Consider the following 15,518-nt stretch of genomic DNA (forward strand, 5'->3'; position numbering starts at 1 on the left):
GTCATAATGAAACTATTAATTTTGGGCAACCATACCTGCGGGAACCGAGGGGATAGCGCGATCCTGCGCGGTTTGCTGGATGCCATTAACGCGTTGCGTCCTGAGACTGAAGTGGATGTTATGAGCCGCTACCCGGTGAGCTCTTCGTGGTTGCTGAACCGCCCGGTTATGGGCGATCCGCTGTATTCGCAGATGAAGCAACACAACAACGCAGCGGGTGTTATGGGGCGCGTGAAGAAGGTGCTGCGTCGTCGCTATCAGCACCAGGTACTGCTCTCGCGTGTTACCGACTCCGGTAATCTGCGCAATATAGCTATCGCACAGGGCTTTACCGATTTTGTTCGTTTGTTGTCGCGCTATGACGCCATCATCCAGGTCGGTGGATCGTTCTTTGTCGATCTGTATGGTGTGCCGCAGTTTGAACATGCGTTGTGTTCGTTTATGGCGAAAAAACCGTTGTACATGATTGGTCACAGCGTGGGGCCATTCCAGGATGAGCAGTTTAATCAACTGGCGAACTACGTGTTTGGCCACTGTAATGCATTGATTTTACGTGAATCCGTCAGTCTGGATCTGATGAAACGCAGCGCAATTACCACGGATAAAGTCGAAACAGGCGTGGATACGGCCTGGCTTGTCGACAATCATCATGAGGATTTTGAGCCAGGTTATGCGGTACAGCACTGGTTAGACATGGCGGCTAAACAGAAGACCGTTGCCATTACATTGCGCGAGCTGGCTCCTTTTGATAAGCGTCTGGGGACAACGCAGCAGGCCTATGAGCAAGCCTTTGCCGGCGTGGTGAACCGCATCCTTGATGAAGGTTACCAGGTGATAGCGCTGTCAACCTGCACTGGTATTGATAGTTACAACAAAGATGATCGCATGGTGGCGTTAAACCTGCGCCAGTATGTTAACGATTCGTCCCGATATCACGTGGTGATGGATGAACTTAACGATCTGGAGATGGGGAAGATTCTGGGGGCATGCGATCTGACGGTGGGTACTCGGTTGCACTCGGCCATCATCTCGATGAATTTTATGACGCCGGCCATCGCCATTAACTACGAGCATAAATCGGCAGGGATCATGCAACAGTTGGGGTTGCCGGAGATGGCTGTCGATATTCGTCATCTGCTCGATGGCAGTCTGGAAGGAAAGGTCGCCGATACCCTCGGACAGTTACCTGATCTGAACATACGACTTGGGGACGCTGTGACACGCGAACGCGAACGCGGGGTACGCATGGTGCAGTCGGTTTTAACGCGTATTGAGGGGGAAAAATGAAGATTGGTTTTTTCCTGCTTAAATTTCCGCTCTCTTCTGAGACCTTTGTACTCAATCAGATAACCGCATTTATTGATATGGGCTACGACGTGGAGATTGTCGCTTTGCAGAAGGGCGATCTTGAAAATACGCATGCCTCATTTAATACCTACCATCTGGGGGAAAAAACGCGCTGGTTGCTGAATGAACCGGAAAGCAAACTGGCGAAGCTGAAATATAGGGCGGCGGCGGCTCTGCACGGTCTCACCCGCGCAGCGACCTGGAAAGCGCTTAATGTTGCACACTATGGCGACGAGGCACGCAATCTGATTTTGGCGGCCATTTGCGGTGGGAATCCGCGGGCGTTTGAAGCGGATGTCTTTATTGCTCATTTTGGGCCAGCAGGCGTAACGGCCGCTAAGCTGCGTGAGCTTGGGATGATCCGCGGAAAAATCGCCACGGTATTTCACGGCGTCGATGTTTCGCATCGGGATGTGCTTACCCGCTATACCCCTGAGTATCAGCAGCTGTTTCAACGTGGAGATTTGATGTTACCCATCAGCAATCTCTGGGCCGGACGTTTAAAAAACATGGGATGCCCGCCGCAAAAAATCGCGGTTTCGCGTATGGGTATCGACATGACGCGTTTTACCCCTCGCCAACTGAAAGCACCAGCTGCACCGCTGGAAATTATCTCTGTCGCCCGGTTAACCGAGAAAAAAGGACTGCACGTCGCCATCGAAGCTTGTCGTCAGTTAAAAGAGCAGGGCGTCTCATTTCGTTATCGCATCCTGGGTATCGGCCCTTGGGAGCGACGTTTACGCACACTGATCGAGCAATATCAACTCGATGACGTGATTGAGATGCCCGGCTTTAAGCCCAGCCATCAGGTAAAGGAGATGCTTGAACAGGCGGATGTATTTTTACTGCCGTCGATTACCGGAAGAGACGGCGATATGGAGGGGATCCCGGTGGCGCTGATGGAGGCGATGGCGGTAGGTATCCCGGTAATTTCTACCGTTCACAGCGGGATCCCTGAGCTGGTCGAGTCGGGCAAGTCTGGCTGGCTGGCACCGGAAAACGATGCGCAGGCACTGGCAGAGAGATTAGCGGCATTTAGCCTACTCGACAGTGAGCAGGTACAACCGATTGTGCAGTGCGCGCGCGAAAAAATTGAAACTGAATTTAATCAGTTAGCGATCAATAAACAGTTAGCCAGTCTGCTGCAAACGATGTAAATCGAGGTTGTATGTCAGAGAACAAACTCTCACGCCGTACTTTTCTGACGGCAGGCTCTGCGCTTGTCGTACTGCATTCTCCCGTTGTCCGGGCGCTTGAATCATCGGACAGTGTTAACATTCAGGATTACAACCCAAAGGATTGGGTCGCTTCTTTCCGGCAGGCGTTCAAAGAAGGACAAACGGTAGTCGTACCAAATGGACTTGAATGTAAGGATCTCAATACCGCTATCCTTATTCCTCCTGGCAAAACGCTACACCTGCAAGGCAGAATCAGCGGCAATGGCCGTGGTCGCTTTGTTCTGCAGGATGGATGTAAGGTAGTGGGTGAGCAGAGGGGGAGCCTGAGGAATGTTACCCTCGATGTGCGCGGTTCAGACTGTGTGATAAAAGGGATTGCCATGAGTGGTTTTGGCCCAGTGACGCAAATGTATATCGGCGGCAAAACACCAAGGCTGATGCGCAATCTGGTTATCGATGATATTACCGTCACGCGCGCCAACTATGGGATCCTGCGTCAGGGCTTTCATAACCGGATGGATGGCGTAAAGATTACAAACTGCCGTTTTAGCGATCTACAGGGAGATGCCATTGAGTGGAATGTGGCGATCAACGACAGCAACATCCTCATTTCTGACCATGTCATTGAACGTATCAACTGTACCAATGGCAACGTGAATTGGGGCATCGGCATCGGACTGGCGGGCAGTACCTATGACAATACCTATCCCGATGAGCTGGCGGTAAAAAACTTTGTGGTGGCGAATATCACCGGCACCGACTGTCGACAGTTAGTCCATGTAGAGAACGGTAAACATTTTATCATTCGTAATATCACCGCACGAAATATTACCCCAGATTTTAGTAAGAAAGCAGGTATTGATAATGCGACGGTCACTATTTATGGCTGTGATAATTTCGTGATTGATAATATCAATATGGAAAATAGCGCAGGTATGCTCATTGGCTACGGTGTTATTAAAGGACGATATTTATCCATCCCGCAGAACTTTAAGTTAAATAATATCCATCTGGATAACACGAAACTTGAATATAAATTACGCGGCATTCAGATCTCATCAGGTAATGCAACGTCGTTCGTGGCCATTACCAACGTTGAGATGAAACGAGCCACGCTTGAGTTGCACAACCAACCGCAGCATCTTTTTTTACGTAACATCAGAGTGATGCAGCAATCCGCAACAGGACCCGCGCTCAAGATGCAATTCGATCTACGCCAGGATGTGCGCGGCAAGTTTATGGCTAAGCAGGACACCTTGCTATCACTGGCGAATATCCATGCGGTAAACGAAAGCGGGCAAAGTTCAGTTGACATTGACCGGGTAAGCCATCAGGTGGTGAATGTCGAAGCGGTGAATTTTCGACTGCCGGGGCAGGGGAGGTAACTTTGCGACCATTCCTGGCAAAAGTTGTACCCGCCTGGGATTAAGATTACTGCATTCCGCAGTTAAGCGGCGTAACATACGCGGCATCGGAGTAATGTAATTCATACTGGCTAAAACAAGCTAAAAAGCTATAATTCAGCAACAATTGAATAGGTGAATGACTTAATGATTAATTTGAAAGCAGTTATTCCGGTAGCAGGTCTGGGGATGCACATGTTGCCTGCCACGAAGGCAATCCCTAAAGAGATGCTGCCGATCGTAGACAAGCCGATGATTCAATACATTGTCGACGAGATTGTAGCTGCCGGTATCAAAGAAATCGTTCTGGTGACTCATGCGTCTAAGAACGCCGTTGAGAACCACTTCGACACCTCTTACGAACTCGAATCGTTGCTTGAGCAGCGTGTTAAGCGCCAGTTATTAGCCGAGGTGCAGTCTATCTGTCCTCCGGGCGTGACTATCATGAACGTTCGTCAGGCTCAGTTGCTGGGTCTGGGGCATTCCATTCTTTGTGCTCGCCCTATCATTGGCGATAACCCGTTTGTCGTGGTATTACCTGACGTCATTCTGGATACCGCAAGTGCGGATCCGCTGCGTTACAACCTGGCTGCCATGGTTGCCCGTTTTAATGAAACCGGGCGCAGTCAGGTACTTGCTAAGCGTATGGAAGGCGATCTGTCTGAGTATTCTGTTATTCAGACCAAAGAGCCTTTGGACAATGAAGGTAAAGTCAGTCGCATCGTTGAATTCATCGAAAAACCGGATCAGCCGCAAACGCTTGATTCCGATCTGATGGCCGTAGGGCGCTATGTGCTGTCTGCTGATATTTGGGCAGAACTGGAGCATACGCAGCCAGGCGCCTGGGGGCGAATTCAGTTGACGGATGCCATTGCAGAGCTGGCTAAAAAACAGTCTGTTGATGCCATGCTGATGACCGGCGAAAGCTATGACTGTGGTAAAAAGATGGGCTACATGCAGGCATTCGTTAAGTATGGGCTGCATAATCTGAAGGAAGGTCCGAAGTTCCGTAAGAGCATCGAGAACCTACTGAGCGAGTAGAAATTTACAGGTCTTTGTGACGGCTAGCCAGAAAAAATAGCGGCAGCTAACATCCCAGCGTCTATGCTTTAGGCAATGGAATGTTACTGTCGTTTTTTATATTAAAAATAAAGAATTACAACAAGTTAACCTACCAAGTTTAATTTGTTTTTTGTTGGATTTTTTCTTGTTTCTGGCCGCGTTTGGTAAGACAATTAGCGTTTGAATTTAAGATAGCTTTGCGATAGCTAGCGGGGCGGGGTACATCTTTGGAATTTTGCTAGTGCACTGGTAGCTGTTAAGCCAGGGGCGGTAGCGTGGTATGATTGTGTTTATATGATGCGTTCTCAAAAGAAGAAATAATAATCCTGACTATTTTTATACAATTGATAATATCTGAAATAGACTTAAGAGCAAACATGAAAGTAATTGTAAATAATTTTTTTGATGGTATTTTGAAAAGAGGAATACCGATCTATACTTCTGAACTTGTGCAAAAGTTAAGAGATAATAATGTTCAGGTTATTTATGTTGCATGTCCAAAAATATTCCATAAGCTTCCTTCATGGTTTCTGAATGTTCTTTTTATAATAGTAGAGCAGCTTTTAATACCAATTATGGGTATAGTTTATAGAACTAAGTATAATATATATCCCTATAATAGTAGTTCCATCATTGACTTGTTATTAGGTAAGGCAATTGTTATAATTCATGACTTCATTAGTCTTAAGAAAAACAAACGAAACCTTGCTGCTATTTATGTGAAAATCTGTATTTATTTTTCTTCTTTTTTAGCAAAGAAAGTAATATTTATTTCTCAAAGCACTCAGCGAGTGTCTAAGAGAATATCGCTATTTAAGCGTATAGAATCTATCCTGCTCCCAAATCCATTTTTCACATTTGAGAAAATTGCTAATGTTACCGAAATAAAAGATCTTGGATATTTACTTTTAGTTTCAGGTTTAGGGGAAAATAAGGATCTAGTCACAGCTCTGGACTATTATTTTTCAATCCCAAGGGGAAAAAGAATACCATTAAAAATATTAGGTTGTGGGAATGGTATTAGCAAGGTTAACGACTTAATTGATGGACGGGATACAGATAAAGAAATTGAAATTATTGGGTTTGTTTCTTTAGAGGAAGTTGTCAAACTATATTGTAATTCTAAAATTGTTTGGGCTCATTCGCTTGCCGAGGGGTATGGCAGGACTTTAGCTGAAGCAAAACTCACATGCAAAAATGTTATATGCACACGGATCTCTGCTTTCCGCGAACAAAAGGATTCGAATATTTTCTTTTATACTTACTATTCTGAGTATTATGAAGTCTATTCATACTTGGTAGATAATTCACCCAGTGTCGAAAGGAAAGCTCTGCATGAACATATTTTATTTGAAAATGAATTGAGAAAGATTTATGAGTAATATTGATATAAATAGGAAACAGATATTAGTTTTGACTCCACGGTTCCCGTTTCCTGTAATTGGTGGGGATCGATTACGTATCTATAAGATCTGTAAAGAACTGTCTAAGCATTATGATCTTACGTTGTTGAGTCTGTGTGATAAACGCGAAGAGCTCAACTATGAATATGATCGTGAAGTTTTTAGTAGTGTTCACAGAGTATATCTTTCAAAGAAAAAATCTGTTTTAAATGTCATATTATCTTTGTTTTCAAATACTCCCCTACAGATTGGGTATTATAAATCTAAAGAATTTGAAGATAAACTTAAGCAGTTATTACCTGAACATTCTGCAACTCTTTCACATTTGATAAGAGTTGGTGATTATGTGAAAGATAATAAAGATATAAATTTTTTAGAGATGACCGATGCCATTTCACTTAATTATAAACGAGTAAAGGAAAAAGCATCTTTATTGAGTTTAAAAACATTTGTATATTCATTTGAACAAAAAAGACTCGAACGATATGAGCGAACTATAAATAACAAATTCAGCTTGACTACTTTGGTATCACAGGTTGACTCCGATTATTTATATCCAGACCGTCCGAATAATGTATTAGTTTGTGGAAATGGTGTTGATGCCGTTAGCTTACCTTTTTCAGAACGAAAAATAGCTAAAGATAAAAAGATAACCCTTGTATTTATAGGTAATTTATATTCTTTGCAAAATATGGATAGTGTGAAATGGTTCACCAAGGAAGTTTTACCATTTCTGAACAAGCATGGTAATTTTGAATTTAAGGTCATCGGACGTATTACAGATAAAGATAAGAGTTGGTTAGAAAGTCAGCCTGGCGTTGTTGTCACAGGTGAAGTTGATAGCATAACTTATGCGGCAGCTGATGGACATATTGGTGTATGTCCTATTAGATTAGGGGCAGGTATCCAAAATAAGGTGCTTGAATATATGGCTTTGGGATTACCTTGTATCTCTTCTACTGTTGGCTTTGAAGGCTTGGGAGCAGAGGAGGGTAAGGAGATTTATGTTGCCAATACAAAAGAAGAATATTTACGGGTATTAAATAATTTTATAACAAATCTGGATAAATATACCGAAACAGCAGTAGTTGCGAAAAAATTTATCGATGAGAATTTTTCATGGGAAGCTAAATTGAACCCATATATCCAGAAAATTAAGGAGTCTGTAAAATAAAATGATTATCCCAATTATTATGGCCGGTGGTTCTGGGACTCGCTTATGGCCTCTTTCTCGTTCGTTATACCCGAAACAATTTTTATCATTGACTAATGAAAATAGTTTGCTCCAGGAAACGTTGAAGAGACTTGATGGATTAAATTGTTTGCCTCCTGTCATTGTTAGCAACAATGAGCATAGATTTATTGTTGCTGAACAATTGCGACAGTTCGGTGTGGATGACTTCCAGATTATTCTCGAACCTGTAGGTAGAAATACTGCGCCCGCCGTTGCGCTGGCTGCTCTAAAGGCTCTGGAACTCCATGGCGATCATCATATGCTGGTTCTTGCTGCAGACCATGCTATTCAGGATATTGAAGCCTTCCATGCAGCTGTTTTAGCTGCAGAACAAGAGTCCGTTGACAACAAGTTAGTGACTTTTGGCATCGTCCCGACCAAACCTGAAACTGGGTATGGCTATATTAAAAAGGGCGAACAAGTTAAAAACTCTGTATTTAAAGTAAATTCTTTCGTCGAAAAACCTGATTTAGAAACGGCTAAAAATTATCTCGAACAAAAATGCTATTTGTGGAATAGTGGTATGTTCATGTTCAAGGCGAGCGTATATTTAGATGAATTGAAAAAATTTCGCCCTGATATTTTGGCAGCGTGTAAAGAGTCGCTTTCTAGTGCTAGCACTGATCTAGATTTTATCAGATTAAATTCTGATGTCTTTGCAGAATGTCCTGATGAGTCAATTGATTATGCGGTAATGGAAAAAACTCAGGATTGTGTAGTTATTCCACTTGATGCTGAATGGAGTGACATCGGTTCATGGACATCACTTTGGGAAATATCAGAGAAAGATGAACATGAAAATGTATCGCATGGTGATGTAATTAACTATAACAGCAGGAACAACTACATTTACTCTGAAGGTTCACTGATCAGCACCGTTGGAGTTAATAACCTCATTATAGTTCAAACTAAAGATGCGCTCCTTGTAGCACAGCAAGACAACGTACAAGACATAAAGAAGATTGTCGAAATTCTTAAAAAGCAAAAACGTAGCGAACATATATCCCATCGCGAAGTCTATCGCCCTTGGGGACGTTATGATTCTGTAGAACGTGGCGACCGTTATCAGGTAAAACGTATTACCGTTAAGCCTGGTGAATGTCTCTCAACACAAATGCATCATCATCGAGCTGAGCATTGGGTGGTTGTCGCTGGTACTGCAAAGGTGACTTGCGGCGAACGCACTTATTTCGTCACTGAAAATGAGTCAACTTTCATACCAATTGGCACAGTTCATACCTTGGAAAATCCAGGAAAGATACCATTAGAAGTAATTGAGATTCAGTCGGGTGTATATCTAGGTGATGATGATATTGTGCGCCTAAGTGATAAATATGGTCGTGTTGAGGATAAATAATTATATGAATATTACCAATGATGTAATTAAAAATAGCGGAATTGCATTTGGTACAAGTGGTGCTCGTGGATTAGTGAAAGATTTTACACCCAACGTGTGTGCTGCATTCACTTATGCTTTTATCGATGTAATGATGAAGGATTTTTCTTTTAAAGAGGTTGCGCTCGCAATAGATAATCGTCCAAGCAGCTATGCTATGGCACAAGCTTGCGCAGCGGCATTGTTGGAATGTAGTATTATACCTATTTACTACGGTGTAATTCCAACTCCAGCTTTGGCAAATCAAGCGATTGCCGATGGGATTCCTGCAATAATGGTTACTGGAAGTCATATTCCATTTGATAGAAATGGTTTGAAATTTTATCGTCCAGATGGGGAAATTTCAAAAGAAAATGAGAACAGCATTATACATGCTGAAAAAGAATATCCTGATGTGACTGTATTGCCAGAATTACAATGTTCAAAGCGGGCCGCTGATACTTATATCGAGAGAAATACTTCAATTTTTTCAAATATATTTAAAGGTAAACGTATCGGGATTTATGAACATTCAAGTGCGGGACGGGATCTTTATCCAGAAATATTCAGTAAGCTTGGTGCTGAAATTGTAAGTATTGGTAGAAGTGATGAGTTTGTGCCTATTGATACTGAAGCAGTATCAAAAGAAGATGAAGAAAAAGCTTTACACTGGTCATCTGACTATAACCTCGATATGATTTTTTCTACCGATGGCGATGGCGATCGTCCTTTGGTTGCTGACGAAAATGGCGTTTGGTTACGGGGTGACATATTAGGGCTATTTTGCTCAAAGGCAATGAATATTGAAGCGGTAGCTGTACCTGTAAGTTGTAATACGGTAATTCAGACCTGCGGGTGGTTTAATCATGTAACGCTGACTAAAATTGGTTCACCATTCGTCATTTCAGCGTTTGATTCTCTGAATAATAGTTTTGATAGTGTTGCAGGGTTTGAGGCTAACGGTGGGTATCTTTTAGGTAGCGATGTAAATTATAACAGCGGTATGATTAAAGCGCTTCCAACAAGAGATGCTGTTTTGCCTGCTTTAATGGTGCTGGCACTGGCTATAAACAATAATGTGACTATTTCAAAACTCTTGGCGGAGTTGCCACCACGATTTACCTACTCAAATAGAGTTCAAAATTTTGCAACAAGCAAAAGCAAAAACATTATTGCGTCAGCTCAAGAAAATCCTCAAGAATTTATCGAAAGAATAGGCTTTGTCGACCTTCATGTACAATCGGTGGATACAACTGACGGGTTAAGATTGACACTAAGTGATGGTTCAATAATCCATTTGCGACCGTCAGGCAACGCTCCTGAATTGCGATGCTATGCAGAAGCAGATAACATAATAAAAGCTGAAAAATTAGTATTAGAAGTTTTGCATAAAGTTACTCTTTTGTAAAAAATATAAACTTCTTTCTACTCTTGAGCGGTTAGTCATTGAACCGCTCAGTGATAGATTGTTTTTAAATCGTTTATATTTAGCATTGGTGTTTTTTATTTGCGTTCATCCCGAATGAGAGATTGTAAAATTAACTGTTTCTTATTTTTCAAATGAGTTACTTTACTAATAAAACTAATTACTATGCATAAGCAATGTTATTCATTATTGTACAATAAAATACAGTTTAAACATTTGGCTATATATTTTTCTGTATTTCTTTCACTATCCTCATGTTTCTTGTGGGGAGGGGCGGATACATTTGTATCGCAAGCGTATATTGATATTTTAGCCACTATATCTACAGTACTATTAGTTATTTTGATGTTCTATTATTATATCAATAGAGTTCGCTATTTATCACTAACCTTGCTTTTTGCATTCGTTTTTTCTTTGATTATTGGTTTGCCATCGATTTATCTTTACTATTTTAAAAACGCGAATCATGGGTTTGAAATAATTTGTATCTGGGGGATGTTGATCAATTCCATCCTTTACTTGCAATCAACAGAGACTGTCATAAAAGAAGAAAAAAGATATTTAACTAGTTTGTTTTATATTTTGTTTTCTATTGTTGCACTGTGTCAATTATACAAAATATTAATTTATCTTGTATTTATATTGAATTCAGGAGAAGGGCATTTGGCAATTTATACTGAAAGCGAAGAATTGCTATCCCAAGTTCCATTTGTTATTCGTGCTATTAGTGGTTTTGCAGTTGTAATGTCATTGTCCACTTTTTATTTTAAAACACCGACCTATATTAAAGTTATTGCATTTGTTTTACTTGCATCTGATTTAGCTATTGGAATACGTAATAAGTTTTTCTTTTCAGTGATTTGTATTTTTATACTGTATATGTACTCTAATGAGTATAGAGTAAGGAATTTATTTAAGCAGCTCTCAAAACCAATATTTCTCATCGCCGGGTTTTTATGCTTCTCGATGGTATCGTATTTCCGTGAAGGGTACAAAATCGATTTTATGAATTATATTGGCATTGTTTTAGATTCGCTATCCTCTACTCTTGGGGGGATGCAGAATTTGTTTGATATGCAATCATCAGGATGGGTTCAACTTCATCCCGCTGTGGTATTCACACAAGTATTACCGCTAAGCGGTCTTGGTTTTCTTGATGATCAACAAATCGCAAAAGATTTTTCAATAATTGTTTTAGGTGATGTATCCTCTGGTATTGCGTTGTCATCTTCAGGATTGTTAGAGTCATCGTTGCTGAGTCTAAATTTGGGAGTGATTATTTATTTACTGTATTTATCAGGGGTGATGTTATTTATTAAATGGGGACTAAATAATCAACGGGTAATAATAAACTTTGTTGCCATCTCCATGATTTCTGGATTTTTTTATGCCGTTCGTGGTGAACTGATTTTGCCATTGGCTTTTCTTCTAAAATCATTGCCGATTGTTATTATATCTCCATTGCTTGTTAAAAATAAAATTAATCATGGTCAGTAAGTGATTTGTTTTTCGACCAGGATCTCATTAGTAGGCATGACATGATCAAAGAAATTTTCTCCGATGGCATCTTTTCGCTATTTAATAAAATATGTTACTTCGGTTTTAAAACACTTGCAATAATTCTGATTACTCGTTCCTTAGGAGAAGATGTAGGCGGAGAGTTCATTTTTTTAGTTGGTTTTCTCGAAGTCCTTCGGGTGGTTACTGATTTTGGTGTGGATCTGTTTGTTATAAAAAAATATAATGATTCCACAGATAAAATAAAACTATTAAATGTAACGTTTGCACAAAAAATTCTTTCTGGAGTAATTGTCTCACTACTGTTTTGTTTGTATTCTTTTGTTCAGGGTTATCAATATAATGTCTACATTCCTATTGTGTTAGCCTTACCCGTTGCTTTATTTTTTAATTTCTCAAATAGCTATTTTCAATCTCTCAATTCCAATAAATCCCTCACGTTTCCGATCGCAATTGCATCTATTGCAACGTGTACGATCTTCGCTATTCAGTATTTTTTAAACGTTAAATTTAACGCATGGGATTACCTGTGTGTTGAACTATTATTCGTATCGCTGGTTACACTAAAACTATTCGTTAGTGTCAAGTTTAGGTTCATTAGAACGTCAGCTTTTGATGCGCTAATGTCAATTTTTTCTTTATATAAATATACACTAAGTATAGGTCTTACAGCTGTTGTTGTAATTATTTATAGTCGTGTAGATAATTTTTATCTCAAGACATTTGCCCCAGGGGATCTTGCAGCATATGGCCAGATATTTAGAATGGTTGATCCACTGGTTATGGTTTCTTCTGTATTTTCTACAGTTGCATATGCAAGATTTTGCCGAATTAACTTACAAGAAAAAAATGCTTTTACTAAGGTGTTCCAGTTCCTATTATGTATTGTGGCATATGGCGTGCTGAGTTCATTTGTTTATTTCTTTATAATAAAATACTTGGGTCATTTTGTGTTGATTTCTAATGTTAATAACGATTTCTTGATAATGATGTTCTTGATTGTTGCATGTGTGAAATGTATCAATGGTGGTACAACTGCAATAATTCAGTCACAGGGGTTTTATAAAGTTGGATTGTATGTTTCGTATGTTTGCATTTTGACATCGATACCAACTATGTATTTCTTAATAATGAAGTACGGTGTTAAAGGTGCTGCTATGACGATTCTGCTTGTAGAGTGTATTAGTTTCATATTACTTCTCTGCAGCTTTTTTATGATAAAAAAGATGCGTCCTAAAAAAACATTCGAAATGTAATCAATGAGTCCTCTTTGATTAGAATTAGTTTGTTCTATTTATGAACACTTAGCTTGAGTAAGTTCTAACATAGATTACTAATTGTTTGATACTATCTGCTTTACAAGCATAACCGCGTATGTCGCGGTGACCACACCTGACAGGAGTATGTAATGTCCAAGCAACAGATCGGCGTCGTCGGTATGGCAGTGATGGGGCGCAACTTGGCGCTCAACATCGAAAGCCGTGGTTATACCGTCTCCATCTTCAACCGCTCCCGCGAAAAAACTGAAGAAGTTGTTGCCGAGAATCCGGGTAAGAAACTGGTTCCTTATTACACGGTGAAAGAGTTCGTCGAGTCTCTTGAAACCCCACGTCGTATCCTGTTAATGGTGAAAGCGGGCGCAGGCACAGATGCTGCCATCGACTCCCTGAAGCCGTATCTGGATAAAGGCGACATCATCATTGATGGTGGTAACACTTTCTTCCAGGACACTATCCGTCGTAACCGTGAACTGTCCGCAGAAGGCTTTAACTTCATCGGTACTGGCGTATCCGGCGGTGAAGAGGGCGCACTGAAAGGCCCGTCCATCATGCCTGGTGGACAGAAAGAAGCCTACGAACTGGTTGCGCCGATCCTGACCAAAATTGCTGCTGTGGCGGAAGATGGTGAGCCGTGCGTGACCTATATTGGCGCTGACGGCGCGGGTCATTACGTGAAGATGGTTCACAACGGTATCGAATACGGCGACATGCAGCTGATTGCAGAAGCCTATTCCCTGTTGAAAGGCGGCCTGAATCTGTCTAACGAAGAGCTGGCTACCACCTTCACCGAGTGGAATGAAGGCGAGTTGAGCAGCTACCTGATCGACATCACTAAAGACATCTTCACCAAAAAAGATGAAGAGGGTAAATACCTGGTTGACGTGATCCTGGACGAAGCGGCGAACAAAGGTACCGGTAAATGGACCAGCCAGAGCTCTCTGGATCTGGGCGAACCGCTGTCACTGATCACCGAGTCTGTATTCGCGCGCTACATCTCTTCTCTGAAAGACCAGCGTGTAGCGGCATCTAAAGTACTGTCCGGCCCGCAGGCTCAACTGGCTGGCGATAAAGCTGAGTTCGTTGAGAAAGTACGCCGCGCGCTGTACCTAGGCAAAATCGTCTCCTACGCGCAGGGCTTTTCTCAACTGCGCGCTGCGTCTGACGAATACAACTGGGATCTGAACTACGGTGAAATCGCGAAGATTTTCCGCGCGGGTTGCATCATTCGTGCGCAGTTCCTGCAGAAAATTACTGACGCGTATGCTGAAAACAAAGGCATCGCGAACCTGCTGCTGGCCCCGTACTTCAAAAATATCGCTGACGAATATCAGCAAGCGCTGCGTGATGTAGTGGCTTACGCTGTGCAGAACGGTATTCCGGTACCGACCTTCTCTGCAGCAGTAGCCTACTACGATAGCTACCGTTCTGCGGTACTGCCGGCTAACCTGATCCAGGCCCAGCGTGACTACTTCGGTGCGCACACGTATAAACGCACTGATAAAGAAGGTGTATTCCACACCGAATGGATGGAGTAAGTCTTCTGACGCACACTAGCCCGGTTTTTTGACCGGGCTTTTTTTTGTGCACAGAAAACCCCCAGCTAGGCTGGGGGTTCCGGAAAGCTTTCAGCTTTGGGCCAGTTATTAAAACCCCTTTTGATTTGTTAAAACACCTTGCGGTCTGGCAACTGCAAGGGTTAAACAAGAAATCAAAAGGGGGTCCCAATGGGGGACGAAAAGAGCTTAGCGCACACCCGATGGAACTGTAAATATCACATAGTTTTTGCGCCCAAATACCGAAGACAAGCATTCTACGGGGAGAAACGTAGGGCGATAGGCAGCATCTTAAGAAAGCTGTGTGAGTGGAAAAACGTGCGGATCCTGGAAGCGGAATGCTGTGCAGATCATATCCATATGCTTGTGGAAATCCCGCCCAAAATGAGCGTATCCGGTTTTATGGGTTATCTGAAAGGTAAAAGCAGTCTGATGTTGTATGAGCAGTTTGGTGATATGAAGTTTAAATACAGGAACAGGGAGTTCTGGTGTCGTGGGTATTACGTAGATACGGTGGGTAAGAACACAGCAAGGATACAGGAATACATAAAGCACCAGCTTGCAGAGGATAAAATGGGCGAGCAGTTATCGATCCCTTATCCGGGTAGCCCGTTTACGGGCCGTAAGTAACGAAGTCTGATGCAAATGTCAGATCGTATGCGCCTGTTAGGGCGCGGCTGGTAACAGAGCCTTATAGGCGCATCAGAAAAACCTCCGGCTATGCCGGAGGATATTTATT

At 42.0% G+C, this 15,518-nt stretch carries 12 protein-coding genes; all 12 read left to right on the forward strand.

What is annotated here, in order from left to right; genetic code table 11:
* Positions 1-6 precede the first annotated feature (6 nt).
* Positions 7-1,287, forward strand: a complete 1,281-nt coding sequence (wcaK, locus tag OGY68_RS22825) for a colanic acid biosynthesis pyruvyl transferase WcaK (RefSeq protein WP_057067819.1) — start codon at positions 7-9, stop codon at positions 1,285-1,287.
* Positions 1,284-2,504 (forward strand): colanic acid biosynthesis glycosyltransferase WcaL, encoded by a 1,221-nt coding sequence (gene wcaL, locus OGY68_RS22830; protein WP_057067817.1) that lies wholly within the window; start codon positions 1,284-1,286, stop codon positions 2,502-2,504. Before wcaK ends, wcaL begins: the two co-directional genes overlap by 4 nt.
* Before the next feature lie 11 nt (positions 2,505-2,515).
* Positions 2,516-3,910, forward strand: coding sequence for a colanic acid biosynthesis protein WcaM (gene wcaM / locus OGY68_RS22835; protein WP_057067815.1), 1,395 nt, complete (start codon positions 2,516-2,518; stop codon positions 3,908-3,910).
* 165 nt (positions 3,911-4,075) lie between these two features.
* Positions 4,076-4,969 carry a GalU regulator GalF gene (gene galF, locus OGY68_RS22840; RefSeq protein WP_057067813.1) on the forward strand — a complete coding sequence of 298 codons (894 nt, stop codon included), beginning with the start codon at positions 4,076-4,078 and terminating at the stop codon, positions 4,967-4,969.
* 398 nt (positions 4,970-5,367) lie between these two features.
* A complete protein-coding gene (locus tag OGY68_RS22845) occupies positions 5,368-6,372 on the forward strand; it encodes a glycosyltransferase (protein WP_125362642.1) in 1,005 nt (334 codons plus the stop codon).
* Positions 6,365-7,567, forward strand: a complete 1,203-nt coding sequence (locus OGY68_RS22850) for a glycosyltransferase family 4 protein (protein ID WP_125362641.1) — start codon at positions 6,365-6,367, stop codon at positions 7,565-7,567. The genes OGY68_RS22845 and OGY68_RS22850 overlap by 8 nt, the downstream gene beginning before the upstream one ends.
* Position 7,568: 1 nt before the next feature.
* The gene (locus OGY68_RS22855; protein ID WP_057069310.1) at positions 7,569-8,984 is read left to right on the forward strand and encodes a mannose-1-phosphate guanylyltransferase/mannose-6-phosphate isomerase; all 1,416 of its coding nucleotides are present in this window, start codon (positions 7,569-7,571) and stop codon (positions 8,982-8,984) included.
* A 4-nt stretch (positions 8,985-8,988) separates the two neighbouring features.
* The gene (locus OGY68_RS22860) at positions 8,989-10,410 is read left to right on the forward strand and encodes a phosphomannomutase (protein ID WP_057069315.1); all 1,422 of its coding nucleotides are present in this window, start codon (positions 8,989-8,991) and stop codon (positions 10,408-10,410) included.
* A gap of 183 nt (positions 10,411-10,593) precedes the next feature.
* Positions 10,594-11,925: an O17/O44/O73/O77/O106 family O-antigen polymerase gene (wzy, locus tag OGY68_RS22865; protein WP_125362640.1), complete on the forward strand. Its 1,332-nt coding sequence runs from the start codon at positions 10,594-10,596 to the stop codon at positions 11,923-11,925.
* 41 nt (positions 11,926-11,966) lie between these two features.
* Complete coding sequence (wzx, locus tag OGY68_RS22870) at positions 11,967-13,202, forward strand: O17/O44/O73/O77/O106 family O-antigen flippase (RefSeq protein ID WP_057095142.1); 1,236 nt, start codon at positions 11,967-11,969, stop codon at positions 13,200-13,202.
* A 152-nt stretch (positions 13,203-13,354) separates the two neighbouring features.
* Positions 13,355-14,761: an NADP-dependent phosphogluconate dehydrogenase gene (gene gnd, locus OGY68_RS22875; RefSeq protein WP_008785171.1), complete on the forward strand. Its 1,407-nt coding sequence runs from the start codon at positions 13,355-13,357 to the stop codon at positions 14,759-14,761.
* 189 nt (positions 14,762-14,950) lie between these two features.
* On the forward strand, positions 14,951-15,409 hold the full coding sequence (tnpA, locus tag OGY68_RS22880; RefSeq protein ID WP_057069660.1) for an IS200/IS605 family transposase: 459 nt from the start codon (positions 14,951-14,953) through the stop codon (positions 15,407-15,409).
* Positions 15,410-15,518 lie beyond the last annotated feature (109 nt).

The sequence above is a fragment of the Citrobacter sp. Cpo065 genome, assembly GCF_030332805.1.
Classification (GTDB): Bacteria; Pseudomonadota; Gammaproteobacteria; order Enterobacterales; family Enterobacteriaceae; genus Citrobacter; species Citrobacter portucalensis.